The sequence below is a fragment of the Microbacterium sp. ZW T5_45 genome (genome assembly GCF_044987415.1).
Classification (GTDB): domain Bacteria; phylum Actinomycetota; class Actinomycetes; order Actinomycetales; family Microbacteriaceae; genus Microbacterium.
In genome coordinates this window covers 1-26450 of record NZ_JBJDRJ010000035.1, presented here as the reverse complement: position 1 = coordinate 26450, position 26450 = coordinate 1, and the positions used below count along the sequence as shown (strand labels likewise).

Annotated in this window: 22 protein-coding genes; 15 read left to right on the top strand and 7 right to left on the bottom strand. The window is 69.0% G+C overall.

Features of this window, described 5'->3' with window-relative positions:
• Positions 1-19 precede the first annotated feature (19 nt).
• From ACI3KS_RS15665 to ACI3KS_RS15655, 3 genes are read left to right on the top strand one after another with little or no spacing between them, the layout of a single operon-like run.
• Positions 20-682 carry a hypothetical protein gene (locus ACI3KS_RS15665; RefSeq protein WP_404919472.1) on the top strand — a complete coding sequence of 221 codons (663 nt, stop codon included), beginning with the start codon at positions 20-22 and terminating at the stop codon, positions 680-682.
• A gap of 29 nt (positions 683-711) precedes the next feature.
• Positions 712-4200, top strand: a complete 3489-nt coding sequence (locus ACI3KS_RS15660) for a fibrinogen-like YCDxxxxGGGW domain-containing protein (protein ID WP_404919471.1) — start codon at positions 712-714, stop codon at positions 4198-4200.
• Positions 4197-4922, top strand: a complete 726-nt coding sequence (locus ACI3KS_RS15655; RefSeq protein WP_404919470.1) for a CDP-alcohol phosphatidyltransferase family protein — start codon at positions 4197-4199, stop codon at positions 4920-4922. Before ACI3KS_RS15660 ends, ACI3KS_RS15655 begins: the two co-directional genes overlap by 4 nt.
• A gap of 192 nt (positions 4923-5114) precedes the next feature.
• Here ACI3KS_RS15655 and ACI3KS_RS15650 read toward each other — a convergent pair whose 3' ends face one another.
• Positions 5115-6689 carry a hypothetical protein gene (locus ACI3KS_RS15650; RefSeq protein WP_404919469.1) on the bottom strand — a complete coding sequence of 525 codons (1575 nt, stop codon included), beginning with the start codon at positions 6687-6689 and terminating at the stop codon, positions 5115-5117.
• A 117-nt stretch (positions 6690-6806) separates the two neighbouring features.
• Here ACI3KS_RS15650 and ACI3KS_RS15645 point away from each other — a divergent pair, with 117 nt between their 5' ends.
• From ACI3KS_RS15645 to ACI3KS_RS15625, 5 genes are all read left to right on the top strand, one after another.
• The gene (locus ACI3KS_RS15645; RefSeq protein WP_404919468.1) at positions 6807-8105 is read left to right on the top strand and encodes an O-antigen ligase family protein; all 1299 of its coding nucleotides are present in this window, start codon (positions 6807-6809) and stop codon (positions 8103-8105) included.
• Between the two features lie 58 nt (positions 8106-8163).
• Positions 8164-9084, top strand: a complete 921-nt coding sequence (locus ACI3KS_RS15640) for a glycosyltransferase family 2 protein (RefSeq protein ID WP_404919467.1) — start codon at positions 8164-8166, stop codon at positions 9082-9084.
• The gene (locus ACI3KS_RS15635) at positions 9085-9987 is read left to right on the top strand and encodes a glycosyltransferase family 2 protein (protein ID WP_404919466.1); all 903 of its coding nucleotides are present in this window, start codon (positions 9085-9087) and stop codon (positions 9985-9987) included.
• Complete coding sequence (locus ACI3KS_RS15630) at positions 9984-10490, top strand: hypothetical protein (protein ID WP_404919465.1); 507 nt, start codon at positions 9984-9986, stop codon at positions 10488-10490. Before ACI3KS_RS15635 ends, ACI3KS_RS15630 begins: the two co-directional genes overlap by 4 nt.
• Before the next feature lie 185 nt (positions 10491-10675).
• Positions 10676-12109: a family 16 glycosylhydrolase gene (locus ACI3KS_RS15625; protein ID WP_404919464.1), complete on the top strand. Its 1434-nt coding sequence runs from the start codon at positions 10676-10678 to the stop codon at positions 12107-12109.
• On the opposite strand, the gene ACI3KS_RS15620 is transcribed toward ACI3KS_RS15625, so the two are convergent.
• On the bottom strand, positions 12106-13314 hold the full coding sequence (locus tag ACI3KS_RS15620) for a glycosyltransferase (protein ID WP_404919463.1): 1209 nt from the start codon (positions 13312-13314) through the stop codon (positions 12106-12108). The genes ACI3KS_RS15625 and ACI3KS_RS15620 overlap by 4 nt on opposite strands.
• Positions 13315-13467: 153 nt before the next feature.
• On the opposite strand from ACI3KS_RS15620, the gene ACI3KS_RS15615 reads away from it, so the two are divergent.
• Positions 13468-13920: an adenylyltransferase/cytidyltransferase family protein gene (locus tag ACI3KS_RS15615; RefSeq protein WP_404919462.1), complete on the top strand. Its 453-nt coding sequence runs from the start codon at positions 13468-13470 to the stop codon at positions 13918-13920.
• A gap of 6 nt (positions 13921-13926) precedes the next feature.
• Here the strand turns inward: ACI3KS_RS15615 and ACI3KS_RS15610 are convergent, their stop codons facing one another.
• Positions 13927-14319: an SIP domain-containing protein gene (locus ACI3KS_RS15610; protein ID WP_404919461.1), complete on the bottom strand. Its 393-nt coding sequence runs from the start codon at positions 14317-14319 to the stop codon at positions 13927-13929.
• Between the two features lie 73 nt (positions 14320-14392).
• Here ACI3KS_RS15610 and ACI3KS_RS15605 point away from each other — a divergent pair, with 73 nt between their 5' ends.
• The 3 genes from ACI3KS_RS15605 to ACI3KS_RS15595 all read left to right on the top strand — a co-directional run bounded on the left by ACI3KS_RS15605 (position 14393) and on the right by ACI3KS_RS15595 (position 18143).
• Complete coding sequence (locus ACI3KS_RS15605; RefSeq protein WP_404919460.1) at positions 14393-14656, top strand: glutaredoxin family protein; 264 nt, start codon at positions 14393-14395, stop codon at positions 14654-14656.
• 99 nt (positions 14657-14755) lie between these two features.
• A complete protein-coding gene (locus ACI3KS_RS15600) occupies positions 14756-16129 on the top strand; it encodes an MFS transporter (protein WP_404919459.1) in 1374 nt (457 codons plus the stop codon).
• A 61-nt stretch (positions 16130-16190) separates the two neighbouring features.
• Entirely contained in the window at positions 16191-18143 is a 1953-nt protein-coding gene (locus ACI3KS_RS15595; protein WP_404919458.1) for an aldehyde dehydrogenase family protein, read from the top strand.
• A gap of 18 nt (positions 18144-18161) precedes the next feature.
• On the opposite strand, the gene ACI3KS_RS15590 is transcribed toward ACI3KS_RS15595, so the two are convergent.
• Entirely contained in the window at positions 18162-19049 is an 888-nt protein-coding gene (locus tag ACI3KS_RS15590; RefSeq protein WP_404919457.1) for a neutral zinc metallopeptidase, read from the bottom strand.
• A gap of 51 nt (positions 19050-19100) precedes the next feature.
• Between ACI3KS_RS15590 and ACI3KS_RS15585 the strand changes: the two genes are divergently transcribed.
• The gene (locus tag ACI3KS_RS15585; protein ID WP_404919456.1) at positions 19101-20090 is read left to right on the top strand and encodes a malate dehydrogenase; all 990 of its coding nucleotides are present in this window, start codon (positions 19101-19103) and stop codon (positions 20088-20090) included.
• Between the two features lie 96 nt (positions 20091-20186).
• On the top strand, positions 20187-20657 hold the full coding sequence (locus ACI3KS_RS15580) for a recombinase family protein (protein WP_404919455.1): 471 nt from the start codon (positions 20187-20189) through the stop codon (positions 20655-20657).
• Positions 20658-20778: 121 nt separating this feature from the next.
• Here ACI3KS_RS15580 and ACI3KS_RS15575 read toward each other — a convergent pair whose 3' ends face one another.
• The 3 genes from ACI3KS_RS15575 to eccCa all read right to left on the bottom strand — a co-directional run bounded on the left by ACI3KS_RS15575 (position 20779) and on the right by eccCa (position 25526).
• The gene (locus ACI3KS_RS15575) at positions 20779-21069 is read right to left on the bottom strand and encodes a WXG100 family type VII secretion target (protein WP_404919454.1); all 291 of its coding nucleotides are present in this window, start codon (positions 21067-21069) and stop codon (positions 20779-20781) included.
• A 19-nt stretch (positions 21070-21088) separates the two neighbouring features.
• Positions 21089-21400: a WXG100 family type VII secretion target gene (locus tag ACI3KS_RS15570; protein WP_404919453.1), complete on the bottom strand. Its 312-nt coding sequence runs from the start codon at positions 21398-21400 to the stop codon at positions 21089-21091.
• Between the two features lie 136 nt (positions 21401-21536).
• A complete protein-coding gene (gene eccCa, locus ACI3KS_RS15565; protein WP_404919452.1) occupies positions 21537-25526 on the bottom strand; it encodes a type VII secretion protein EccCa in 3990 nt (1329 codons plus the stop codon).
• An 84-nt stretch (positions 25527-25610) separates the two neighbouring features.
• On the opposite strand from eccCa, the gene ACI3KS_RS15560 reads away from it, so the two are divergent.
• The coding region (locus tag ACI3KS_RS15560; protein WP_404919451.1) for a hypothetical protein at positions 25611-26450 on the top strand (840 nt) is incomplete at its 3' end.

Here is a 26450-nt window from a genome sequence, read left to right as displayed (position 1 = left end):
AATCTGGGGAATATTGGGGATGTCTGGGGACACTTTTTCGTCGCCCGCGACCGTTCGTCGCAGGGCGCTATGGATCACTTCTGCAGCCGCAGCGCTGATCGCGATCGGCACCGCCGTCGCGATCGCGGTGGCGGTTCCGTCCGACGCCGGCTCATCGAGTGCAGACCCGTCTGCCGGGTCACCAACGTCTGCGACTCCGGCCTCTCCGACGCCGACGGTCACCGCCACGCCAGCGCCCGCGGGACCCGCGACGGCGGTCGGGACGATCGACGACGATGAGGCGCTGGCGACGATCGAGACGGCGCTCGCCGCACCGATCAGCACGGCGGGCACATCGGCCGATCTCGATGCTCTGCTCAAAGACGTCGCGGTGGATGCCTACGCCGAAGAACTCGAAGCCCAATGGCAGGAGCTGGCCTCGCAGGGCTGGAGCATCACGGGGACCCCGGTCCTCGTCTCGAGCAGCGTGACCTCACTGACCGCCGACACCGATCCGCCGACGGCTCAGGTGACCGCCTGCATCGACTCCTCCGCGGTGGAGATGCTCGATGCGGCGGGCGCACCGATCGGCGACGACTCGGCCAAGACGCCGCGCGCGCTGCACCTGTTCACCCTGGTGCAGGGCTCCGACGACATCTGGCGGATCGCCGCCCACAGTTTTCCGAACGACCCGACATGCTGAACCCCGCCGCTGATGAAAGGCGCCTGGACATGACCACCACCATCACTCGCCGCAGGGGCCGCTTCGCGGTCGCTGCGGCGACCGCGGCGCTGACGATCGCCGCCCTGTTCACCCCGGTCACCGCGGCGAGCGCAGCCGAGACACCGCTGCCGACGGCGGACGGCCTCTCGGAGGCCACCGCGGCAGCGTCGTGCTGGGAGATCAAACAGCGAGCCCCCCAGGCAGCATCCGGTGTGTACTGGTTGAAGACCTCCGCGATGGTCGCTGCCGATCAGTTCTACTGCGATCAGACCTCCAACGGGGGCGGCTGGCTGCTCATCGGGCGCGGGCGCGAAGCCTGGTCGACTTCGACCAACGGTTCCGGTTCGCCCGCACAGGTGCGAACCGACATCACCGGCACCGCGGCCTTCACGCCGCGTCAGCTGTCAGGCGAGCTGATCGATCAGCTCAACGACAATCAGCCGATCAAGAACCTCACCGACGGCATCCGCCTGGTGCGCGCGACCAACCAGACGGGCACCACCTGGCAGGACCTCACGTTCACCTTTTCGAGTCCACGCGACAAGTGGACCTGGATGTTCAACAACGAGCAGCGCGTCGCGCAGTACAAGGTGAACGGCACGACGCGCAGCGGTGGGCAGACGTCGAACTTCGGCAACGACAACAACTACGTCCGCGTGCGCACCATCACCGGTGCGACCGAAGGATGGGCGATGGGCTTCGGTTTCGGCAGCAACATCCGAGGCAATCCCAGCGCGACGAGCTACCTCTGGTCGAAAGACACGAGTACCGGCTACGCGCGGCCGTTCACGCAGGTGTTCATCCGCCCGCAGATCTCGACGAGCTCCTTCACCGCGGTCCCGCAGGCGGGTACCGCCGCGATCGCCAATGAGGCGGTCGTCGACAGTTTCGCGGAGAAGCAGAACTGGGGTGTGTCCGGCCTGGGCGCCGGTCCGTCGACGACCGAGGGCAGCAACGAGGTCTCGGCCTTCGCCGAGGTCGACGGCACCGTGTTCGTCGGCGGCAACTTCACCTCCGTGCAGAAGAACGCCTCGGGCGGAAGTTCGCAGGCGCAGTCGTATCTCGCCGCGTTCCAACGCGACACGGCGGAGTTCATCCCGACGTTCAGGCCGACGTTCAACAATCAGATCAAGGCGATCGCCGCACTGCCGGGAGGACGCATCGCGGTCGGCGGCTTCTTCACCCAGGTCAATGGTCAGAACGTCGCGGGACTCGTCGTCCTCAACGCGACGACGGGTGAGATCGACCCCGGCTTCACAGGCAAGCTCACGAACGCGTTGAGCGGCGGCGTTCCGGTCGTGCGCACGCTCGACGTGCAGGACGGCTGGCTGTACGTCGCCGGTGTGTTCACGCACTCGACCGGAGGCACGTCGTCGACTCAGAACTACACCCGTGGAGCGGCTCGGTTCTCGCTGACCAACGGAACGCCCGACGGCACCTGGAACCCCGAGTTCAACGGCACCGTGATGAGCGTCGACGCCTCGGCACACGGTGATCGGGTGTACTTCGCGGGATTCTTCACGCAGTCGAAGTCCCGTCCGGCCGATAAGGCGGCGGCGATGTCGGCGACCAGCACGGATCTCTTCCCCTGGGCCGTGGTGTTCTCGAACCGCAACAGCGGCCGCTCCGGCTACCAGCAGGCGGTGCTGGAAGTCGGCGACCGGGTCTGGCTCGGCGGCGCCGAGCATTCGCTGTTCAGCTACTCCCGTGACGGTCTCACGCTGATGAGCTCGTCCGTCGGCAATGCCGGAGGCGACTTCCAGGCGATCGCCACGGATGGTCGCGCGGTGTACGGCGGCTGCCATTGCTTCCAGACCCAGTACCAGGGTGCGACGACGTGGAACCCGGTGGGAACTACCTGGACCGCAGCGGATGCCGTGTACGGATCGGGTGCGTGGAGCGCCTCGACCGGTGCACGAATCCCGAGCTTCAACGGCGACTTCGACACGCGCGCCGGCGCCGGATCCTGGGCGCTGTTCGTCGATTCGAAGGGCACGCTCTGGCAGGGCGGCGACTGGAGCTACTCCACGCAGGCGGGTTACGTGCGGCAGTGGTCGGGCGGATTCGTGCGGCACGCGCAGCGCGACACCTCGGCTCCGACGACACCGAGCAACCTCGTCGTGAACACGACCGCCGATGGAGTCGCTCTGACGTGGGCGGGCTCGACCGATGATCGCGCGGTGACCGGATATCAGGTGCTGCGGCACGATCGAGTCGTGGCGACGGTCACGGGTACCACCGCGACTCTGCCCGCAGCACCCGCCGACACCCTCTACTTCGTGCGCGCGGTGGATGCGCGCGGCAACGCCTCGGCGTCCACCGCAGGGGTCAAGGCCGTCGCACCGCCCGCACAACCGGCGACGGCGACTCTCATCCCCGCCGGCTCGACGTGGTCGTACGTGTACGACGCGACCGGTCCGACCGGTGCGTGGACGACTCCGGGGTACGACGCGACGACGTGGCAGACCGGCGCCGCTCCGCTGGGATGGGGGCAGGCGACCCTCGGGACGACCCTGAGCACCGCCGTCACGCCCAAGCCGCTGGCCTCGTTCTATCGGCAGACCTTCCAGGTGGCCGACGCATCGGTGCTCGAGTCGGTGAAGATCACCACCCGCGCAGACGACGGCATCGTGCTCTATGTGAACGGCACGGAGGTTGTCAGGCAGAACGTGAATGCGGGAGCGGCGGGTGTCGGCACCTACGCGAACGCCGCGGTGAGCGCGGCCTCCGCGCTCGCGAATCCGGTGACGATCACCGTTCCCGGGAACCTGTTCACCACGGGCACCAACGTGATCTCCGCCTCGGTGCACTCCAACTACCGCTCGACGCCGAGCCACAGCTTCGAGCTCCAGGCGGTGGCGACGATCGGTACTCAGCCCGCGCCGCCGGCGCCGCAGCCGGACCCACAGCCGCAACCCGACCCGCAGCCGCAGCCGCAACCCGACCCGCAGCCACAGCCGGACCCACAGCCGCAACCTGACCCGCAGCCGGCGACCACCACCGTGATCGCCGCGGGGTCGACGTGGGCGTACCGGTTCACCGGCGATGCGACGCCGGCGGACTGGGCGACGACCGGCTTCGACTCGTCATCGTGGGCGACCGGCGCCGGAGCATTCGGATGGGGCCACGCTTCGCTCGCGACCCCGCTCGACACCGCGCTGTCTCCGCGCCCGATCACGAGCTACTACCGGCAGCCGATCTCGCTCGCGGCCGTGGACTTCACGAAGATGACCGTGACGACGCGGGCGGACGACGGCATCGTCGTCTACGTCAACGGTGTCGAGGTGGCCCGGCAGAACATGAGTCCCGGTGCAGTGACACAGAACACGTATGCGAACGCGGCGGTCTCGGCGACGACGGCGGCGAGCACCCCGTTCGTGTTCGACGTCCCGGCCTCGGCGTTCCAGGTGGGAGCGAACGTCATCGCGGTCGAGGTCCACTCCAACTACCGTTCGACGCCGAGTCACAGCTTCGAGCTGTCGGCTGTGACATCGTGACGGATGCTGCCGCACAGGTCCGTCCGGGATTCGGGGCGTATCTCTCCGACCTGAACCGCGCGCAGAAGAGCGGAGCCGGGGTGCCGGCGTACACCCGCTGGATCAACCGACGGCTGGCCCGAGGGGTCGCGGCGAGCGCCGCGGCCCTCGGGCTGAGCCCGAATGCGGTGTCGATGATCAGCGCGATGCTGTCGGCGATCGGACTCGCAATCATGGTCGTCGCCGGCCCCTCCTGGTGGTCTGCACTGATCACGGCCGCTCTGCTCGCCGCAGGCTACGTGTTCGACTCCGCCGACGGGCAGGTCGCGCGTCTCACGGGCACCTCGAGTGCGGCCGGAGAATGGCTCGACCATGTGATCGACGCGATCCGCACACCGACGATGCACCTGGTGGTCGCGGTGGCCGTCGTGATCCATCGACCCGATCTCGGTTGGCTCGCCGTCGTGGCGCTGATCTTCGCGGTGATGAGCGTCGGTCAGTTCATGAGCCAGATCCTGGCCGAGCAGCTGGTCCGCAACAGTGGCGGTGAGGCTACCGAGGCGACCGGCATCCGAAAGTCGCTCATGCTGCTCCCGACCGACACCGGAGTGCTCTGCTGGAGCTTCGCGTTGTGGGTCGTCCCTCCGGTGTTCGCCGTCGTCTACGCGGCGCTGTTCGCCGTCAACCTCGTGCACACTGCGGCATCGATGCGTCGCAAGTACCGCAAGCTCACCGCCCGCTGACCGGGGTCCGCGCGGGCGCCTGCGGCCGGGCGCCCGCGCGTGGGTGCGTGGCCGGGCCGGTCCTCGAGTGCCCGCACCGCCCGCGCTGGCACACGCGCCGGCACCGCCCGCGCAGGCACGCCCGCCGACACCGCCCGCGCAGGCACCGCGCAGGCACGCCGCACCGCAACCTCGCCGCGCGCGTCGCCGCGCTTAGACGCTGACGCTGTCGCTGTCGGCCACGTGGCCGCTGCCCCCGGCTTCCCGCGCGGAGGCGCGCTCCGAACGCCCGGCGAGCGGCCACACGATACCCGACTCGCCACCGCGCCCGGCTCGACGGGACCCGCGCTCGACGACCGCACCCAGCACGGGGGTGTCGATCGCCTCGGCTTCATCCTTCAACCAACGGATCTCGGTGAGGGTGGTGCGGTGCTCCTTCGCGACCACCACGACCGACTGCGCGACCCGCAGACCGGCGAGGATGCTCGCCGGGTGAGCCGTCACCGGCAGCACGATGAATGTGAGCGTCTCGCCGTCGGCGCCGGCGATCGCCGCATGCGTCTGCTCGGTGAGCAACAGGTCGCCCTGCCGCTCGTCACCGGCGTCGGTCGCGGTGAACACCCCCAGTGTCGGAACCGTGCCCGACGCCGCGTAACCGTCCTCGCGCTTATCGAGGGCCAGTGCCGTCGTGAGATGTTCGCGGAACTCCCCGCTGCCGGCTGGAACGATCAGTTGCACATCGTGCCCGACCTGCGCGGTCACGACCGCGAGGTTCACGGCCGTCGGCGATGTCTCGTCCTCGTGGGTCGCATCGATCACCAGCACGGCCGTGCCGAGATAGACATCCACGAGCAGGCGCTCCCGGGTCACCCGCAGAGCGTCGGCGGATGCTCCGCGAGCCGGCACATCCTCGCGACGCGCATCCAGGGTCGCGAACACCGGGGTTCCGAGAGCCCGCGAGGTCTCCGCGGCGCTGCGCAGTCGGCGGTCGAAGGGATTGCGCACGAACGCGGCGATGATGCCGAGGACGAGCCCTGCCGCGAGCCCCGTCAAGAGCGTGGTCGTCCGGCCCGGGGCGTAACCGAGCTCGTTGTCCTCGGCAGCCGAGAGCACGATGCCACCCGTGGTGTCGACGCTCTGCAATCCGTTGCGCTGCGAGAGCAGACCGTCGAGCTCGGTGAGGATCTGCTGTTGCTGAGTGGTCGCCTGCGCGAAGGCGACGCTGTTGGGGTCAGCCGATGCGAGCTGCGAATTCACGTCGCCGAGTGTCGAATTCAACGCGTCGATCCGCTCGGTGAGGCTCGTCACCATCACGGAGATGCGCTCCTGAGCCTGCTCACTGCGGAAGGTCAGGTACGCCGAGGCGACGGCATCCGCCCCCTTCACTGCAGCGGCAGCGGTCGCGGCGTCGTAGTCGACGGTGACGACGGCGGCTCCGGACGAGGTCGTCACGGTCGATGCACTGCGGATCTCGCTCGCCGAGACCGCACCGTCGAGAAGATCGGATGCCCGGGACGCGACCACGTGCGAACGGGCGATCGCGGTCTCAGTGGCGTCGTCGAGCAGACCGGATGCCGCACGCTGCGCGCTGAACGGCTCGGTCGTGATCACGTTGAGGTTGATCGTCGTCGTCGCGGTCACGGTCTGCGGCGCGAGCACGAGATATCCCGCTGCGGCTATGGCACCCAGCACGGCTCCGGCGATCACAACCCGCCATTGCCGTCGCAGAACGAACACATAGTGGTCGAAACCCAGTGTGGCGGCACCCGACTGCTCGTCAGTATCCAAGAGCGATTCCCCTCGCTTTGCACACGGCCGCTGGCGAGTCGTCCCCAGTTCTTCCCGCCATGCTCGCGGCCTGTGCGCCTATCCTAGGGCGGAAGCCTGGGGGAAGAGGGAGGACGGGTGGACGGGAGCACCGCACGCACTCGCGGTCCGCGCACGGCCGCATCGGTCTCGGCGCGCGCGTCGCTCCCCCGCTGGCCCTTCACAGCGATGCTGGCGTGGTTCCCGCTGTGGTGGGTCCTCGGCTTCGCGGAGATGGCGTGGATCCCCCTCGCGGCGTGCATGGCCGTGCTGATGATCCGCCGCGGCGGCATCCGCGTCCCCCGCGGGTTCACGATCTGGCTGCTGTTCATCGTCCTGATGTGCGCGTCGGTGATCGGCATCGACACCTCGGGAAGGCTCATCGGGTTCGTCTACCGGGCCCTGCTGTACGGGGCGATCACGGTCGTCTTCGTCTACGTCTACAACGCCAGAGAGACCCTCACCCTGCGCTACATGCTGGGCGTGTTCACGGTGTTCTGGCTCTGGGCGGTGCTCGGCGGCTTCGCCGGGATCGTCGCGCCGGAGTTCTCGTTCCGCACGCCGCTCGGCTACGTGCTGCCGCAGGGACTGCAGTCGAACGAACTCATCGGCGAGATGGTGGTCCGCCGCCTCACCCAGTACAACCCCGACAGCTGGCTGGCGCTCGACCCGCGCCCTTCGGCCCCGTTCCTCTACACGAACGGCTGGGGGAACGTGTACTCCCTCACCCTTCCGATGGTGATCGCATATCTCACCGTGATCCCGCGCGGTCGACGGTTCTGGATGCTGTTGATCGCGGTGCCGCTGTCGCTCATCCCCGCCTTCCTCACGCTCAACCGGGGCATGTTCATCGGCCTCGCCGTCGCCGCCGCGTACCTGTTCGTGCGCTTCGTGCTGGCGGGGCGCCTCCGGGCCGTCGCCCTGCTCGGAGCGATCGGCGTCGTCGCGGCGATCGCAGCCATCGTTCTCGACGTCGGCAGCAGGCTCACCGACCGGGTGGAGACGAGTTCCTCCACCGAGGATCGCGCGAATCTGTACGAGGAGACCTTCGTGCGCACCCTGCAGTCTCCGCTGTTCGGCTACGGCGCGCCACGGCCCTCGTTCACCGAGGGCGCCCCGTCTGCGGGCACGCAGGGCCATCTCTGGATGGTCATGTTCTCGCACGGCTTCCCCGCGCTGATCTGCTTCGTCGGGGCACTCGTCTGGATGTTCTTCGCCACCGTCCGCGGAGCGAGCACGGCGATGCTCGTCCTGCACACCGTGCAGCTCGTGATCATCGTCGAGATCTTCTTCTACGGCGTGCTGCCGAACGGACTGATCCTCACATTCCCGGCCGCGGCCCTCGCGATGCGCGAGCTGACCCGCAGACCCCTGTCGCCGCCCGAAGCGAGCGGCTAGACTCAAGGCATCGCGCTTGTGGGGAGCGCGGGTTTACCACGACTTTGGGGAGTCCAGGGTGCAACCGATCGTGAGTGTCGTCATGGCGACACGGAACCGTCCGACGCTGCTGCGCAGAGCCGTCGCGTCCGTGTTCGCGCAGCAGACCGTGCAGCCGATCGAGGTGGTGCTCGTCTACGACGGCGACGAGCACGACATCGCCGAGCTCGACGAGCTGATCGACCTGGAACGCGGCCCGCACGCTCTGCGCGCTCTGCGCAACGCACGCACGCCCGGGCTCGCGGGCGCGCGCAACACGGGCATCCTCGAGGCGAGCGCTCCGCTCATCGCCTTCTGCGATGACGACGACGAGTGGAAGCCGTCCAAGCTGGCCGCCCAGTTGCCCCTCTTCGACGACCCCTCGGTCGTGCTCGCCGCGACCGGCATCGAGATCCACTCGTCCGGCGGCGCGCACGCGAGACCGTCTCCGGCGTCGGTGGTGCTCGACGACCTGCTCCGCTCGCGCATCACGGAGCTGCATCCGAGCTCGTTCGTGGTCCGCGCCGATGCGCTTCGCGGCGATCTCGGACTCGTCGACGAGCACCTGCCGGCCTCTTACGGCGAGGACTACGACCTGCTGCTGCGGGCCGCCAAGGTCGGCAGGGTCGTGGCTGTTCCCGAACCGCACACCGTGATCCATTGGGACCGCACGTCATACTTCAGCGAGAAGTGGCAGGGAATCGCCGACGGCCTCAGTTACCTGCTCGCGAAGCATCCGGAGTTCGATCGCAGCGGCGTCGGTCAGGCGCGCATCGAGGGGCAGATCGCCTTCGCACACGGCGCGCTCGGAGATCGCCGCCGGGCACGGTCATGGGCGAGGAGGGCGATCGGCCACGACGCCCGACAGCCGCGCGCCTATCTGGCGATGATCGTCGGCATGGGACTCGTCTCGGGTCAGACGGTCGTCGCCGCCCTGAACAAGCGCGGGCGAGGCATGTAGATGCCTCGCCTCTCGGTGCTCGTTCCCGCGTATCAGGCAGCGCAGACCATCGTTCCGGCCCTGCGCTCGACGATGCGAGCGCTGCCGAAGGATGCCGAGATCGTCGTGCTCGACGACGGCAGCACCGACGGCACCGCCGAGGTCGCCCGCCACGTCGATGACCCGCGCCTGCGCGTCATCTCCCGCCCGAACCGCGGCGTCGCGGCGACCCTGAACGACCTGCTGGATGCGACCGACAGCGAGCTGGTCGCGCGCATGGATGCGGACGACATCGTGCTTCCCGGTCGATTCGCGCGACAGCTGCGCCGCATCGAGGCGGGAGCGGACGCTGTCTTCACCACAGTCGTGACGTGGGGTGCGGGACGCCCGGGACTCCCCCGGCCCTCGGCGATCGGTGCGGAGGCGTTCGGCCTGCATCTGCTGCTCACGAACCCTGTCGCGCACTCGACGTTCCTCGGCCGCCGCGCGGCCGTGACGGAGGTCGGGGGTTACCGTGCCCTGCCGACCGAGGATTACGACCTGTGGCTGCGCATGGCGATGCACGGCGCACGCCTGCACCGGATGGCGTTGCCTGGTCTCGCCTATCGAGTGCACCCCGGGCAGGTCACCGCCTCTGCGGAGTGGAGACGAGCATCGTGGGAGAACCCCGAGATCGCGGCGGCGTACTCTGCGTTGGCGGAGCGACTCCTCGGCGCTCCCGCTCGACGCATCACCTCGCTGTCGATCGATTCGCAGCTCGCACCGGACGAGAAGACGGCACAGGTCGCGGAGTTCTCGACGCGATTCGACGCGGCGCTGCTGAAGTGCGCCCCACCCGCTCGTCGCGCGCTCCGGCGCAAGCTCTCGGAACGACGCGCGTGGCTGACCAGGCAGCTCGGCGAGCAGGAGGTGGTGGCACGGTGACGAGCGCACGACAGGAGTTCCGAGCGATGTGGGCCGCCGATCGCAGAGCCAACGCCGCCTATCCGAAGAGCCGCGTGGTGCTCCGCTGGTTCCGCGCGGCGCAGCGTTGGCGAGCGACATCGGGGCCGCTCGGGCGCCTCATGTTCCTTGCGGTCGGCGGAAGCTACAAGGTCGTGACCGAGGGGTTCATGGGCATCGAACTTCCCGTGAGCACGACGGTCGGACCGGGGCTGCGCCTGCGGCACGGCGTCGGTCTGGTCGTGAATCCTGCGAGCCGGATCGGCGCGGGGGTCATGCTCAGACACGGTGTCACCCTCGGCAACCGTCGGGCCGCCGACGACTGCCCCGTCATCGAGGACGGAGTCGAGCTCGGAGTCGGCGTCGTCGTGATCGGCGCGGTGACGGTCGGCGCCGGGGCGCGGATCGGACCGAACGCCGTCGTGCATCGCGACGTTCCCGCCGGAGCGGTCGTGTTGTCTCCCGAGAGCGTCGTCAGGTCGTGACCGGCGAATCTGCCAATCCGGCCCGACCGGCGAATCTGCCAAGTCCGGCCCGGCCGGCGAACCTGCTCAGTTCCTGGGAATCGCCCTTCTTACACGCTGGTGATTTGACCCTCCTGACAGGGGCGTGCTGTGATGAAGTCGTTATTTTCCGCGGAGGGGGTTCCACGGAATGAGTTCTCTCACACATGAGCATCACCCGAAAGACGTCCATGTCTGCGCTCGGCGCAGCGATCATCACTCTTTCTCTCTTCGGCGGCGCGGCTCCCGCGGCCACGGCGGCTGAACAGGATCTCCCTGGGTGGATCCTTCAGGAGGACGTCGACCTCTCGGATTCGAGCAGGTGGACCCTCGAGACCGGGCAGGCCGCGAACACCTCGTCCTACGACACCCCGAGCAATGTGTCCTTCGGCACGTCCGGGCTGACAGTGCGCGGGTCTGAGGAGAACCGCGGCAACGCCGCGTACACCTCCGGCGACGCGAAGGGCACCGGGATCGTGATCCCGAATTACTCGCGCGTCGAGGTCACCGGCTCCATGCCGTACGGCTCGGGCCTCTGGCCCGCGCTGATGTGGCTGCGACCGCTCGACAGCGCGAACGGCGAGATCGATCTGGTCGAGGTCTTCGGCGCCGACCCGCGCCCGGCGGCGACGATCCACAACGAGTACGGCTCCACGCACCGCAGCCTGCAGGGCTCGGTGCGCTGGGAGCAGCTTCCCGACTCCGACCCGACCGGCGTGCACACGTACGTCATGGAGAAGACGCCGAACCGCATCGTGATCAGCGTCGACGGCCACGTCATGCTCGATGCGGGCCCCGAGGACGTGCGTCCGGGCTTCGACTGGAATGCCATCTTCGAGCGCCCCGGAGCCACCTGGTATCCGAGAGTCACGCTGCAGATCGGCTGCGCGCCTGCACAGCCCGACTGCGGTATCGGTCTTCCGGCAGCAGGCTGGAAGGGCGGCGAGATCTCGCTGCAGAGCCTGAAGATCTGGCGCATGGCGAAGGACGGCGAGCAGGATCCCGTGGTCGACCCTCCCGTCATCGAGACACCGGAGGTCGAGACCCCGGACGTCGAGCCGCCTGTCGTCGTGCCTCCCGCGCCGGCCGTCGAGTCTGGCGCCTTCGCTCTCGCTCCCGGCCAGGAGCTCCGCCACACCTACGAAGGTGACGCGAACGGCAGCAGCGATGGAACCGTGTCGTTCACGGTTCCGAAGAACCTCGGCACCGGCGTGCTCTACCAGTCGCTCCAGATCGCCTCGAGCGAAGACGGCCGCAGCGGATACCGTGCCACCGTCACTCTGAAGTCGTCGGGGAGCATCCGTCTCACTCTCGCTAAGGTCACCGGCAACCGCAGCGAGGTCCTGAAGGATCTCGTTGTCGCACCGCGCGGCAGCTATGCGCCGGGCGATGCGGTGAAGGTGTCGCTCAGCGCTCACGACGGCACGGTGTCGGCGAAGTCCTGGAAGGTCGGTACGACCGAACCCGACTGGCAGGTCTCGGCGCAGCCCGGTGGCGAGGCGCCGACCGGTGATGGCATCCGGATCCTCGGGTACCTGTCGCAGAAGGCTCCCGCGCCGGTTCAGGCGAACTGGTCGGGACTCACGGCGCAGGTGCGCTAGAGCTCTCCAGGGCGCATCGCCTCGGCGTCGATCGCTTTGATCACACGGATCGCGGCGGTGTCCGGCTTCGGCTCGGATGCCGCCGCGTCCTGCTTGCGGCGACGCTGCGGTGCATAGACGACGAGCGAGTGGAACAGAAAGCGCGCGAAGAAGGCGACGATCAGCGACAGGCCGGTCGCCAGCACGCTGGAGATGTGCCAGGTCTCGACCATCAGCGCCATCAGCGGGATGCGCAGGGCGGCCTCGACGTTGTTGAACCCGAACGACGCGGCGAACCGGATGCCGAGCCCGCGGGCGTCCGTCTTCATGTCGGCGAAGACGAACCTCTCCTGCAGCAGGAAGTTGCCGATGATCGTGACCTCTGCGCCGATGATCGCGGCCCAGACGTACGGCATCCCGAACTCGGTGAGCACCCACATGATGCCGAGGTTCGCGAGCGCACCGAGCGCCCCGATGAGGGCGAACAGCGACATCTTGCCGAAACGCAGGCGGGCGAGATGCGCAAGGAACGTCGTCCCCTGACGGATGCTCGCCTTCGACGTGCCGTGACGCCGCTCGGCGAACTCCATCGGTACCTCGGCGATGCGCAGATCGGTGCGCGCGAGGATCTCGAGAAGGATCTTGAAGCCCTGCGGCCGGAGCGTCTCGAGGTCGAGCCGGCTGCGATCGACGAGGAAGAACCCGGTCATGGGGTCGGTGCTGCGCGCGAGACGGATCGGGAACATCGCCCTCGTCAGCCAGGTCGCCACCCGGGACACCCCGAACCGCAGCGCCGTGCCGAGCCCGCTGGTGTCGCCCCCGCCGATGTAGCGCGAGGCCGCGACGACGTCGGCATCCGCCTCGTCGTGGCGTGCGATCAGCGCGGGCAACAACTCGGGCGGATGCTGCAGATCACCGTCCATGACGATGCAGATATCGGATGCCGCAGCCCGCAGTCCTTCGACCACGGCACCGCCGAGACCCCCGACGTTGTCGTCGCGGTGCAGCACGCGAACGGGGATCGGCGCGTCGGCGGCGACCCTGGCGATCTCCGCCGGAGTGTCATCGGAGCTGTCGTCGACGAAGAGGATCTCCACTTCGATCCCCGACAGGGCGTCGGCCGTGCGTCCGACGAGCTCGGCGACGTTCTCGCGCTCGTTGAACGTCGGCACGATGACCGTGACGCGTGGTGCCACTGCTCCCCCTTGTAGAACTGCCGCATCCATCGTGTCACGCCCGGCTGTGCGGCACGTACCGGGATCATCCGCAGAACGCCCTGCCGCTCGCGCGCGTCTTCCGGTAAGCTGACGCCAGCGGCTGTGGGAGCCGCCGGGCGGATGGGGATCCGCTCTCTGGGGAATCACTGATCTGGGGAGATCATGGCTACGCGCATCGGCTATGCCGTCGGCGCCTTCGACTTGTTTCACGTCGGGCACCTGAACCTTCTTCGTCACGCCAAGCAGCACTGCGACGTCTTGATCGCGGGCGTCGTCAGCGACGAGATGCTGCGTCAGGTGAAGGGCATAGAGCCCGTCATCCCGACATCGGAGCGTGCGGAGATCGTGCGGCACATCTCATTCGTCGACGACGTCTACGTCGAGTCCACGCCGTCGAAGATGGACTCGTGGCACGACGTCCGGTTCACGCACTTCTTCAAGGGCGATGACTGGCGCGGCACGGAGAAGGGGCTCGCGCTGGAGCGCGAGTTCGCCGAGGTGGGGGTCGAGGTCGTGTACTTCCCGTACACCGCGCACACCTCGAGCACCGCTCTGCGGCGAGCGCTCGATGCGCTCTCGGCAGGTGCGACGCCGGTCGCCGCAGCCGGGCACTGAGTCCGCTCAGCCACCGACGCCGAGCAGGCTGCGCGCCATGCGCGCCACACGCGGTGGTGTGTGCGAACCGAGCCACACGGTCCATTGCTCCGGCGGCTCGGTGCACGTCCACTCGACGCACCACGCGTGCACGGCGGACGCGAGCCGCTCGCCTTTCGCGTGCTGCCGGATGCCGTCACCTCGGAGCAGCCAGCGCACCGACACCCCATCGGGTACGTCGATGTGACGCATCTGGATGCGCGCGGCGGCCTCCAAGAGCACCAGGCCCTCGGCATCCCACGGCAGTTGCGCGCAGATTCCCGCGATCGCGCCTGCATCGGCCGCATCGCCCGCGATGAGCACCGCTCCGTGAATGGTGTTCCAGTCCGGATCCTCGAGGTGTTCGCACGCATGGGTCATGCGATCAGTATAGGTAAGGCTACCCTTAGCAATCAACGACGCCAGCCCACTCTCCAGCCCGTACCCTGGAAGCATGGCAACTCCGAACGCATCCGAGATCACGATGTTCGGCGCCGACTGGTGCCGCGACTGCATCCGCACGAAGAAGCAGCTCGACGACCTGGGCGTCGAGTACACGTACGTCGACCTCGTCGCCGACCCTGCTGCGGCGGACGTCGCGAAGGAGATCTCGGGCCGCACGAACATCCCGGTCGTCGTGTACCCCGACTCCTCGCACCACGTCGAGCCCTCGAACGCCGACGTCGAGTCGAAGCTGCGCGAGCTCTCGCTCATCTGATCCTCCGCATGCGGGTAGTCCGCCGGTCGACCTCTCACTTCTGAGAGCGGCCGACGGGCTCCTCGAACGCGACGGTCGGCGCGCGGCTACACTGGCGCGATGAGCAACGAGGCTCGCACCTCCACACGACTGTCCGCCCGCACCGTCGCGCTGTACGCGGTCGGTTCCGTCGGCACCGGCGGCTATGCCACGCTGCCAGGTCTGGTCCTCACCTACTACTTGACCGACAACCTCGGCGTCGCCGCCCTCGCGGCAGGTCTCATCGTGACCGCGGCGAAGATCTGGGACGTTGTCATCGACCCGATCATCGGCTCGGCATCCGATCGCCAACTCGCTCGCACCGGATCACGGCGCGGCTTCATGGTCGTCGGTGCACTCTCGCTTCCCCTCTTCTTCGCACTGACCTTCGCGGTGCCGCCGGCGTGGGGCCCCCTCGCCGGCGCCCTCTGCGTGCTTCTCGCGTTCCTCGGCACAGCGACGGCCTTCAGCCTGTTCCAGGTGCCCTATGTGGCGCTGCCCGCCGAGCTCACGGATCGCTACGACGAGCGCACGAGGCTGCTCGGCTGGCGAGTGGTCGTGCTCACCGCGGCGATCCTGCTGTTCGGCGCGGGCGGTCCCGAGCTGCGCCGTGCCGGCCCCGATCAGGTCACGGGATATCTGCTGATGGGCGTCGTCGCCGGACTCGTGATCGGCATCGGCATGCTGATCGCCGCTCGGACGGCGAAAACAGTCGCATCGCCTTCTCCCGCATCGTCCTCTGCCGCATCGATCCCTGCCGTGCTCTCGCTCCGGGAGCAGTATGCGGCGGGCGTGCGCACGCTGCGCCGCAGCGGACCGTTCCGCGCGCTGCTCGGCACGTTCGTGCTGCAGGCCCTGGCGACCGGCACCATGCTCGCCGGCGCGCAGTACGTCGCGACCTGGGTGCTGCGCTCCGAGGCCGCGGTCACCATCGTCTTCCTCGCCCTCGTCGGCCCGGCGCTCGTGGCCACCCCCGCGTGGACCGCTTTCGCACGGCGCGTCGGGAAGGAGCGCGCGTTCGCCGTCGCCAGCGCCGTCTTCACCCTCGCTGCGGCATCCATCGTCGTCGCCGCGTGGGCGCCCGGCGCGTGGCTCTACGTCTCGATCGCCGTCGCGGGCATCGCCTACGCGGGCCTGCAGTCGCTCCCGATGGCGATGCTGCCCGATGTCATCTCGCACGACGAACGGACCTCCGGTCGGGGTCAGGCCGGCACGTTCACCGGCGTGTGGACCGCCGGCGAGACCGTGGGATTCGCTCTCGGTGCGACGATCGTCGCCCTCACCCTCGCTGCGACCGGGTACGTCTCGACGACGGCCGGAACGACGACGACCCAACCGGATGCCGCGATCCTCGGCATCGTGCTGACGTTCAGCGCGGTCCCCGCCGTGGTGATGCTGCTCAGCCTCCTCGCGCTCCGCCGGTACCGACTGCGTCGCACGGACATCGACGCCTGATGCCCCAAGACCTGCATGCCACGATCGGCATAAGCTGGAAGCCCGTCCGAAGGAGGCGCCGATGACCGCTGCAGCAGAGCCCGAATCGCCCGCTCCGTCCGCCGATCAGGTGGCGCCCGCGGCGAAGGGCCCCTCGCGAGCTGCCCGCACGACGCCGGCGAAGAACGCCTCCACCGTGAAGGCCCCCGCCAGGAAGGCCCCCACCGAGAAGGCTTCCGCCAAGAAGACCCCGACGAAGAGCACCACCGCGAAGAAGGCATCCGCGTCGACGAAGGCGACCGCGAGACCCGCCTCGGCGACCCCGCCTGCCGCATCCGGTCTCGACGAGGGCGTGCGCGCGCGCCTCGACACCTCGATCACCGAACTGCAGCAGGGCGCCGCGGTCTGGAGCGCGCTGACGCTCGCCCAGCGCGCCACGCTGCTGCGCGCCGTGCGCACGAGCGTCGCCGCGACCGCGGAGGACTGGGCGACCACCGCCGCGTCGTCGAAGGGTCTCGACTCCCGGCATCCGCTGCGGGGAGAGGAATGGCTGAGCGGCCCCTACAGCGTTCTCGGGGCGCTCGACGCCTACATCGACACGCTCTCGACCCTCGCCCGCGGCGGCAACCCCCTCGAAGACGTGCGGCTCTCCCGCGCACCCGGCGGCCGCACGCGCGTGCACGCCTTCCCGCTGACGGGCATCGACCGAGCGCTGCTGTCGGGATTCACCGGCGAGGTCTGGCTGCGGCCTGGCACGACGCCGAACCGCGCCAGGTCCGGGGCAGGCCTCGCGCAGCGCACTCCCGCGGCATCCGGCGGCGTCGGCCTCGTCCTGGGCGCAGGCAACATCACCTCGATCCCCGTGCTCGACGTGCTCTACGAACTGCTCGCGCACAACCGCACCGCGCTGTTGAAGGTCAACCCGACGCAGGACTCCCTCGTCCCCGTCTACAAGCGCGCCTTCGCGCCGCTCATCGAGATCGGTCTCGTGCGGATCGTCCGCGGCGGGCCGGATGTCGGGGCTTATCTCACCGCGCATCCGGATCTCGTGCACGTGCACATCACCGGGTCCGCCGCCACCTTCAACGCGATCGTGTGGGGTTCTTCGACCACCCGCGACGGCGCTCCGCTCCTGACGAAGCCGATCACCGCGGAACTCGGCGGCGTCTCCCCCATCATCGTCGTCCCCGGCGAGTGGTCCGATGCCGACCTGACCTATCACGCCGAGCACATCGCGACCATGCGCCTGCAGAACAGCGGACACAACTGCATCGCGGGACAGGTCGTCGTCCTCTCCTCGGACTGGCCGCAGGCCGAGAGGTTCCGCGCCGAGCTGCGCCGCGCGTACGCGTCGGCGCCCGAGCGCCCGACCTGGTATCCGGGTTCGTCGCACCGCATGGAACAGGCGACCGAGTCCTACCCCGACGCATTGCACCTCGGCGATCGGATGCTGGTCGAGATCGGCGCTGATCAGGATGCCGAGGCGCTGCAGCACACCGAGTACTTCGCGCCCGTGCTGGGCGTCGTGGCGGTGCCCGGCACCGGGCAGCAGTTCCTCGATGCGGCCGTCGCCTATGCGAACGACGAGCTGCAGGGCACCCTCGGCGCGAACCTGCTGATCCACCCGGGCACCGAGAAGTCGCTCGGCACCGGGTTCGAGCGTGCGATCGCCGACCTCCGTTACGGCTCGATCGCGATCAACGCGTGGACGGCCTTCGGCTTCATCACGCCGACCCTCACGTGGGGTGCGTTCCCCGGCAACACGCTCGAGGATGTGGGCAGCGGCATCGGCGTCGTCCACAATGCGCTGCTGCTCGACGATGTGGAGCGCTCGGTGATCCGCGGGCCGTTCCGCCCGTTCCCCCGCTCATTGCCTGTGCGGGGCGGCGGCGGGCGTCTGACGATTCTTCCCACGCCCCCGTGGTTCGTCTCGGCGCGCACCGGAGCCGAGGTCAGCGAGGGCCTGACCAGGTTCCGCGCGAACGGTGGTGCGCTCGGTCTCGTGAAGACGCTGCTGAAGGCGCTCCGCGCCTGAGGTCGTGAGGACCCGTGATCAGAGCTGGTCGCCGGGAAGGGTGAGCGGAGCTTCGCACTCGCCGAGACCGTTCTGGTACCCGTTCGCGAACCAGTACTTGCGCTGATCGCTCGTCCCGTGCGTGAAGCTCTCGGGGTTCACGAAGCCCGACTGCTCCTGGATGTGGTCATCGCCGACCGTGTAGGCCGCGTTCACGGCATCCGTCAGCTGGTCGTTCGTCGGCGCCAGCAGATACGGCACACCGTTCTCGTCCTCGGTCTTGGTCATCGCACCGATCCACGCTCCGGCGTAGCAGTCGGCCTGCAGCTCGATGCGCACGCCGTTGCTGTCGGGACCGGTGCCGTTGTTCGGGTAGTCGGTCATCTTGCCGGTGATGTTCTGGATGTGGTGGCCCCACTCGTGACCGACGATGTAGAGCTGCGAGAGCTCCTCGGCGGACGCTCCGAACTGCTGCCGCATGAGATCGAAGAACGTCGGGTCGATGTAGACCGTCTCGTCGGGCGGGCAGTAGAAGGGGCCGACTGCGTTGGATGCCGTGCCGCAGCCGGTCGACGTGGAACCATCGACGATGATGTAGCCCGGCGCCCGATAGCGCTCGACCTGCTCGCCCCAGTACTGGTCGAGCGAGAGCTGGGCGGCCGAGACGCGGCAGTCGACGTTCTCGTTCGCGTCTTCGCCGGTGGAGCAGTTCTCGATGACGCTGCCCTCCGACGATCCGGACCCGCCGGACTCCGTGCCGGTGCCGCCGACCAGGCCGGACAGATCGATGCCGAGCAGCGGGCCGGCGATCAGCGCGAGGATGCCGAGGATGCCCACACCACCGGCACCGGCGATCACCGTGCCGCGACCGGGACCACGGCGGCGGGCGGTGCCGCCCGAGACGTCGGCGTCAGGATTGAAGGTCATGCGTCAAAGGTACTCCGGGCCACCCATAGATATCGGTCGTAGGCTCGGGTCATGACGACCACGATCACCATCACCGGCGCCGGCGGACAGATCGGATACGCGCTGCTGTTCCGCATCGCCGCCGGCGATCTGCTCGGCCCTGACGAGAAGGTGCGGCTGCGACTGCTCGAGATCCCGCAGGGCCTCGGTGCCGCCGAGGGCGCAGCCCTTGAACTGCAGGACGGCGCATTCGGACTTCTCGAGCACGTCGAGGTCACCGATGATCCGGCGGTCGGCTTCGACGGCTGCGATCTCGCCCTGCTGGTGGGCGCTCGTCCGCGTGGTCCGGGCATGGAGCGCGGCGACCTGCTCGCGGCGAACGGCGGCATCTTCGGCCCCCAGGGCCGCGCGATCGCCGAGAACGCGGCATCCGGAGTGCGGGTCACGGTCGTCGGCAACCCCGCGAACACCAACGCGCTGATCGCCGCGGCATCCGCCGACGGCGTGCCGGCGTCGCGCTTCAGTGCGCTCACCCGGCTCGATGAGAACCGCGCCCGCGGCCAGCTGGCAGCGGCGCTCGGCGTGCCCGTCGACACCGTGCGGCGTGTGCCGATCTGGGGCAACCACTCAGCGACGCAGTTCCCCGACATCTCGCACGCGACGGTCGCCGGTCTTCCCGTCGCCCCCGCGCTCGAGCGGATCGTCGGCGATGTGCAGACCTGGCTCGAGCAGACGTTCATCCCGCGGGTCGCGAAGCGCGGCGCCGAGATCATCGAGGTGCGCGGATCGTCGTCGGTGGCATCCGCCGCGAACGCCGCGATCGATCATGTGCGCGACTGGGTGCACGGCACCGAGGAGTGGACGTCGGCGGGAGTCGTCTCGCGCGGCGAGTACGGCGTACCCGAGGGACTCGTCTCATCGTTCCCCGTGCAGTCGGTCGACGGGGAGTGGCGCATCGTCGACGGACTCGAGATCAGCGACTGGGCCAGGGCGCGCATCGACGCATCGGTCGCCGAACTGGCGGAGGAACGGGATGCCGTGCGCGAACTGGGCCTGATCTGAACCGTTCGCATCCGACGGCCCCCTGTTCGCATCGGAAACCGAGCTTTCGCATCGAATATCGAACCGACAGGGCAGAATGGACTGCGGAGGTGCGCGATGAGCGAGACGACGGAACCGACGAAGGCGACCGCACATGTCGATGAGGCCCTGACGAGCCCTCTGCACCTTCCGCATGCCGCGGCCGAGTGCCCCAAGTGCTTCACCGAGCTGCAGGAGAACCGCAGCTTCTGGTCGGCCCGGCCCGACGGCTCACGTCTGGTGGGACTCGTCGTCGCGCGCGAGGGGATGCCGTCGGTCGTCGAGCAGCGTGACGACCTCACCCGGTTCGGCGTGCCGATCGAGGGCTTCCGGCATCCCGCTCCGGACATCCTCGAGAGCTGGAGCGACCGCCTCGCGCGCCTGATCTCGACGCTGAAGACCGGTGACGTGGTGGTCGTCGCGACCATCGAGGCGCTCGGCCGCGATCGCGAGGAGGGCGCCCGCACCGTCGCCGAGCTTCGCCGACACGGCATCATGGTGAAGGTGCTCGGGCACAACGCGCGACACCTCGCCGACGCCACCCGCTGACGCTTCGGCGAGCTCAGCGACCACACGAACCGGGCCCTGAGCCTGCCGAAGGGCCCCGAACACGAAGAGAGCCGGCTGCCACCCCGAGGGGTGACAGCCGGCTCGAAACCTCAGCGCTGGATCACCAGCGGTTCATGTTCCGGTTCTCGTTGGCCTGACCGTCCTGCGAGTCCTGCGACACCTGGCGACCGATGTCGCTCAGGAGCACCTTCATCTCGGACAGTGCGGCGTTCCACTTGGCCTTCGCCTGGATGTACGCCTCGGAAGCCGAACCGGTCCAGTCGGCCTGGAGGGGCTTGAGGGCGTCCTCCATCTGGGAGAGCTTGTTGTCGATGTTGCCCGCGCCGCGGACGAGGTCGGCACCCGCCGTGTCGACGGCGCCGAACTGCATCTTGTAGCCGTTACCACTCATGATCAGTATCCCTCCGGTCTCAGCCGAGACGGCCCATGAACTTGTTCTGCGACTGCGCAGACGTGTCGTCGGTCTGCGTGTACGCGGTCTGCGAGTCGCGCAGGTTCTGCTCGAACTCGTCGAGCGCGTTCGTGATGCGACGCGACTTCTCCTGCCACGCCTGGAACGTCTGCTGGAAGGCGGCGGCCCCCGCGCCCTGCCACGACGCACCGATGCTGGACAGCTGGGACTGAATCGAGTTCAGCTCACCGATGATGTCCTGCTTCGAGCTGCTGACGATTCCGGCGCCCCGCTGCAGGGCCCCGTCCGCTGCAGAGATCTCTCCGCTCACGGTCACCTCCTGGTCGTATGGGCGAGTCCGCCCCGATTGTTCAGCCCCCGAGGGCCGTGCCACCGATGTTCGGTGACAGATAACACCTTACGGCGATGCTGCGGGGATGCCCATGGGTAGGTCTCCCCACACCCCGCTACGCGTGCGACGACGGCGCGAACGCCAGCTGCATGGTCTGCAGACCGCGCTCGCGCGTGATCACCTTGGCCCGGCCTGGTACCGCCGGCGTCGCCTTGACGTTGCCGATCAGCGGCCCCTCGTCGGGGCTGCCCGAGAGCAGGATGCCGGGTGCGGCGAGGTCGCGCAGCGTCTGCATGACCGGCTCGAACGTCGCCCGCGACGCACCACCGGCACGTCGCGCGATGATCAGGTGCAGACCGACATCGGATGCCTGCGCCAGCAGCGGCTGCAGCACGGCGATGGGATTGCCGGACTGCGTGTTGACCAGGTCGTAGTCGTCGACGAGCACGTACACGTCGGCGCCGGTCCACCAGGAGCGCTCGCGCAGCTGCTGCGGGGTCACATCGGGGCCCGGCATCCGTCCACGCAGGTACTCCGCGAGCCCGCCGAGCTCCTCCGTCGCCTGCTGCGCGGTCGTGTAGTAGCCGGCGAGGTACTCGTCGGGGATCTCCGACAGCAGCGCACGGCGGTAGTCGACCGCGAAGATCTGCGCGTTCTTCGGCGTCGAGGTGCGCATGACCTCGTGCGCGAACGTGCGGAGGAAGCTCGATTTGCCCGACTGGCTGTCGCCGAACAGGTACAGGTGCGGGTTGCGGCGCACGTCGAAGGCGCTCGGCGCGAGCGCCGCCTCGTCGACGCCGAGCAGCACGCGGTTCTGCAGCGGCGTGCCCTCGGCGAGCTGCCGCAGCGACGACAGCTCGAGCATCTCGGGCAGCAGGCGCAGCTTCGGGCCGCGCGGCCCCTTCCAGGCCGCGTTCACGCGCTCGATCAGGTGCTCGACGCCCTCGCTGAGGGTGTCGGGATCACCCGAGCCGTCGATCCGCGGCAGCGCCGTGAGCATGTGATGCTTCGAGGGCGCGAGGCCGCGGCCGGGGCGGCTGAGCGGCACGTTGACGGCGACCTTGCGGTCGATCTCCGAGTCGCTCGTGTCGCCGAGACGCAGCTCGAGTTTCGACCCGAACGTGTCGCGGATCGCTGTGCGGAAGTCCATCCACCGCGAGGTCGTGGCGATGATGTGCACGCCGAAGGTGAGCGCCCGCCCGGCGAGCGCCTGGATCTCGAACTCCATCTCGTCGAACTCGGCGCGGATCGTCGGCCAGCCGTCGATGATGAGGAAGACGTCTCCGTAGCCGTCGTCGGCGCGGCCCTGCGCACGCAGACGGCGGTACGTCTCGATCGAGTCGATGCCGTTCGCGGTGAAGTAGCGCTCGCGGGCGTTGACGATGCCCACGACCTCCTGGAACATGCGTCGCAGCACGTCGGGCTGGTTGCGACCGGCGACACCGGCGACGTGCGCCATCTTGGCGAACGGCACGAACGTTCCACCGCCGAAGTCCATGACGTAGAACTGCGCCTCGAGCGGAGTGTGCGTCAGGGCGACACCGGTGAGCACGCTGCGCGCGAGCGTGCTCTTGCCGCTGCGCGCGCCGCCGACGATCGCGAGGTGTCCGCCGGCGCCGGTGAGCGTCATGGTCAGGCTCTCGCGGCGCTGCTCGAGCGGACGGTCGACGATGCCGAGCGGGATCGTGAGCGGTCCGGCCTGCCGCCAGCGCGGCGAGATGAGCCCCAGCTGCGGGTCCTCGACGAGGTCGCCGAGCATCTCGTCGAACGTGGCAGGCACGTCGAGCGGGGGCAGCCACACCTGGTGGGCGGGCATGCTGCGCCCCTTCATCTGCGACACCGCGATGTCGAAGGTGACGCGCTTCTCGGGCGCCTCACCGGGGACCGCGTCGAGCGCGGGCGCCTCGTCCGGCGTCTCCTGCACGAGCACCGGCGCAGCGGTGAACGAGCGGGCCTCGATCGCACGCACCGGCTGGCCGGCGCCGTCGGCATCCGCCGCCGATCCGAGCTTGCGACGACGGGTCTTCGGCGGGGCCGAGACGTAGGCGGCGCGGAACTGCGTGAGGGTCTCGGCATCCGACTTCAGGATGCCGTGGCCGCCGCCGCCGGGCAGGGTAAAGGCATCCGGCACGCCGATGACCGCACGCGAGTCGGCACCGGAGAACGTCTTCAGACCGATCCGGTACGACAGGTGCGAGTCGAGTCCGCGGAGCTTGCCCTCCTCCAGACGCTGGGTCGAGAGCAGCAGGTGCACCTGCAGCGAGCGACCGAGTCGACCGATCGCGACGAACAGCTCGGTGAAGTCGGGCTTCGCGGCCAGCAGCTCCGAGAACTCGTCGGCCACGATGAGCAGCGCAGGCAGCGGCTTGAGATCGGTGCGACCGCCCTTGCGCGCGGCCTCGTAATCGGTGACGTTGGCGAAGTTCCCGGCGTCGCGCAGCAGCTCCTGGCGGCGGGTCATCTCACCCTGGATCGCGTCCTGCATGCGGTCGACGAGCGTGAGGTCGTCGCCGAGGTTCGTGATGACGGCCGAGACGTGCGGCATGTCGGCCATGCCGGCGAAGGTGGCGCCACCCTTGAAGTCGATCAGCACGAAGTTCAGCGCCTCGGACGAGTGCGTCATCGCGAGCGACAGCACCAGGGTGCGCAGCACCTCGGACTTTCCGGAACCCGTGGCGCCGATGAGCATTCCGTGCGGGCCCATTCCCTGCTGGGCGGACTCCTTGATGTCGAGGATCATCGGCTGACCGGTGCTCGTGAGACCGATCGGCACGCGCAGACGATCGCGCGCGGAGCGCAGCTTCCAGGCCACGTCCGGGTCGAAGTCGCGCACGTCGGGCAGCCCCAGCAGGTCGGTGAGCTCGGCGCTGATCGTGCGCGTGCCGCCGCCCGCGTCGTCGTCCTCGGCGGTCTCGCCGAGGCCCGTGAGCCGTCGGGCGACGGCTTCGGCGGAGCTGATGCCGAGGAAGTCGGGCGTCGCGGGCACCATGCCTATGCTGCGGCGGGCGACCGTGAGCTTCTCACCGTCCTTGCCTTCGAGGATGAGGCGCACCGTGAGCGGGTCGGTGAGCTCGGCCCACTCGCGCGCGATGTCGATGACGGTCACGCCGTCGACGCCGCCCTCCTCGTTCAGCAGGTTGCCCGGAGGCAGCTCCGCACCATCGAGGACGACGATGATGTGCGGCACCGCACCGCCGCCGCGGCCGCTCACAGGGCCGCGCGAGCGGATGTCGGCGATGAGGGGCTCGATCTCCGCCCAGGACGTGCCGATGCGGCGAGCGCCGCCGACGGCATCCTTCCGCGTGTCGGACTGGGCGTGCGGCAGCCACTTGGCCCACTCCCAGTAGGGAAGGTCGGATGCTGCGGCGACCACGGCGACCTGCAGGTCCTCCGGCGCGGTGAAGGTGGTGAGGTGCGCGATCATCGCCCGCACCAGGCCACGACCCCGCGCGACGTCGCCGACGGCCTCGATGCGCGCGCAGGTGCTGATGTTGAGCCCGAGCGGGAGGTCGGGCACCTGGTCGTGCGTGAGCACGAAGCGGTGCGCAGCCGAGGCGCTCACCGGATCGAGCTGGGCGAGCGGCGGGATCGGAGCTTCGTCGAGCGTCATCGCCAGGGGCTGGGTGGCGGTGCCGACCCGGGTGACGAGGAACTGCGGGTCGCCGACGGGGCGCTCCCACACTCGGGATCCTTCCTCGGCGATGAAGGGGAGGGAGTCGGGTGCCGGCAGCATCCACTCCTCGTAGCGGCGCTGTCGCGATGCGACCTCGCGCACCGCGTCGCGCGTCTCGGAGAGGTAGGCGAGGTACTCGCGCCGGGTGTTCTCGACGTTCGTCGAGTGCTGCGACTTCTGCCGCCACATCTGCCCGCCGACCATCGAGAGCGCCATGAAGAGGAAGAGCCCGCCCATGATGTAGGTGCGGGTCGCGTCGCCGCCCTGGGTGAGCGAGAGCACGGCCACCGAGCCGAGGCTGCCGACCATCGGCAGTGCCATCATGAGGGTGTTCGAGGCCCCCTCGGGCTTGGGCAGCTCCGGAGCCTGCTGCAGGGTGAGTTGGCCTCCGGCCGGCGGTTTCGGCGCACGGCGATTGCTGGTGATGCTCACGACTGGCCCTCCTCGAGTCGCCTACTATTGTGTCAGGGTGCCGAGATGAACCGGTATCGCGCGGCGAGCATCGAGGGGCGGGAGATGTCAGCGAAGACGATTCGCCTCACCGTGGCCGATGCGAACGGACGACACGATCTCGTCGTCCCCGCCGATTCGACGGTCGCCGAGCTGCTCACGGTGGGCGGCGTGGATCTGCGCCGCTACGTCGGCACGACAACCTCGGGCGCCGCGCTCGACCTCGACAGCGAGGTGTCGGCGACTCCCGGCGACGGTGGTGTGATCTGGCTGTTCGACCGCACGGCGACGGCATCCGGCCCCGAATCCCGTGCGTCTGCGGCGAGCGGGGCCTCCGCCGGGCAGTCCCGGCGAAACGCGCTGCTGCTGGCCCTGCTGCTCGCGATCACCGCGGTTCTCGTCTCCTGTGCGGTGATCGCACCGACCCCGTTGATCGTCTCGGTCGCGACCGTGCTGCTGCTCGCCGGTGCGCTGACGCTGCTCGCTCAGCCCGTGCGCGATTCCACCACCTACGTCGCGTTCATCGCTCCCGTGCTGGGATGCGCCGCGGGGGCGGTCGCCCTCTCGGTGTTCCGCGAGCCCGGGGCGATGATGGCCGCCGGATTCGTGGTCGGCGCGACGTTCGCCTGCGTGCGTCACGCACAGGCTCTCATGCGCGGGCAGCTCGCCGCCGCGACGACCGCCGTGATCGCGGTGATGTGGTCGGTGCTGGCCGTGGTGAATGCCGCGGCCTTCCTCGCCGGTATCCCTGCCGCTGCGATCACGGCGGTGCAGGTGGCGTGCGCGGTGCCGGTGTTCCATTTCATCCGTGCCGCTGCCCTCGACGTCGAGGCCGCCGAGCTCATCGACACGCCCTTCGTCATCCGCGACGCCCAGGGTCTGCGCCAGACGCCCGCCCGCGAGCCC

What these genes read in the sequence shown, in the direction of transcription:
- ACI3KS_RS15580 (WP_404919455.1), top strand. Translation starts at nt 20,187, where the DNA reads ATGAGCGAGACGACGGAACCGACGAAGGCGACCGCACATGTCGATGAG.
- ACI3KS_RS15595 (WP_404919458.1), top strand. Translation starts at nt 16,191, where the DNA reads ATGACCGCTGCAGCAGAGCCCGAATCGCCCGCTCCGTCCGCCGATCAG.
- ACI3KS_RS15660 (WP_404919471.1), top strand. Translation starts at nt 712, where the DNA reads ATGACCACCACCATCACTCGCCGCAGGGGCCGCTTCGCGGTCGCTGCG.
- ACI3KS_RS15620 (WP_404919463.1), bottom strand. Translation starts at nt 13,314, where the DNA reads ATGGATGCGGCAGTTCTACAAGGGGGAGCAGTGGCACCACGCGTCACG.
- ACI3KS_RS15635 (WP_404919466.1), top strand. Translation starts at nt 9,085, where the DNA reads ATGCCTCGCCTCTCGGTGCTCGTTCCCGCGTATCAGGCAGCGCAGACC.
- ACI3KS_RS15610 (WP_404919461.1), bottom strand. Translation starts at nt 14,319, where the DNA reads ATGACCCATGCGTGCGAACACCTCGAGGATCCGGACTGGAACACCATT.
- ACI3KS_RS15590 (WP_404919457.1), bottom strand. Translation starts at nt 19,049, where the DNA reads ATGACCTTCAATCCTGACGCCGACGTCTCGGGCGGCACCGCCCGCCGC.
- ACI3KS_RS15575 (WP_404919454.1), bottom strand. Translation starts at nt 21,069, where the DNA reads ATGAGTGGTAACGGCTACAAGATGCAGTTCGGCGCCGTCGACACGGCG.
- ACI3KS_RS15585 (WP_404919456.1), top strand. Translation starts at nt 19,101, where the DNA reads ATGACGACCACGATCACCATCACCGGCGCCGGCGGACAGATCGGATAC.
- ACI3KS_RS15665 (WP_404919472.1), top strand. Translation starts at nt 20, where the DNA reads ATGTCTGGGGACACTTTTTCGTCGCCCGCGACCGTTCGTCGCAGGGCG.
- ACI3KS_RS15625 (WP_404919464.1), top strand. Translation starts at nt 10,676, where the DNA reads ATGAGCATCACCCGAAAGACGTCCATGTCTGCGCTCGGCGCAGCGATC.
- ACI3KS_RS15615 (WP_404919462.1), top strand. Translation starts at nt 13,468, where the DNA reads ATGGCTACGCGCATCGGCTATGCCGTCGGCGCCTTCGACTTGTTTCAC.
- ACI3KS_RS15605 (WP_404919460.1), top strand. Translation starts at nt 14,393, where the DNA reads ATGGCAACTCCGAACGCATCCGAGATCACGATGTTCGGCGCCGACTGG.
- ACI3KS_RS15600 (WP_404919459.1), top strand. Translation starts at nt 14,756, where the DNA reads ATGAGCAACGAGGCTCGCACCTCCACACGACTGTCCGCCCGCACCGTC.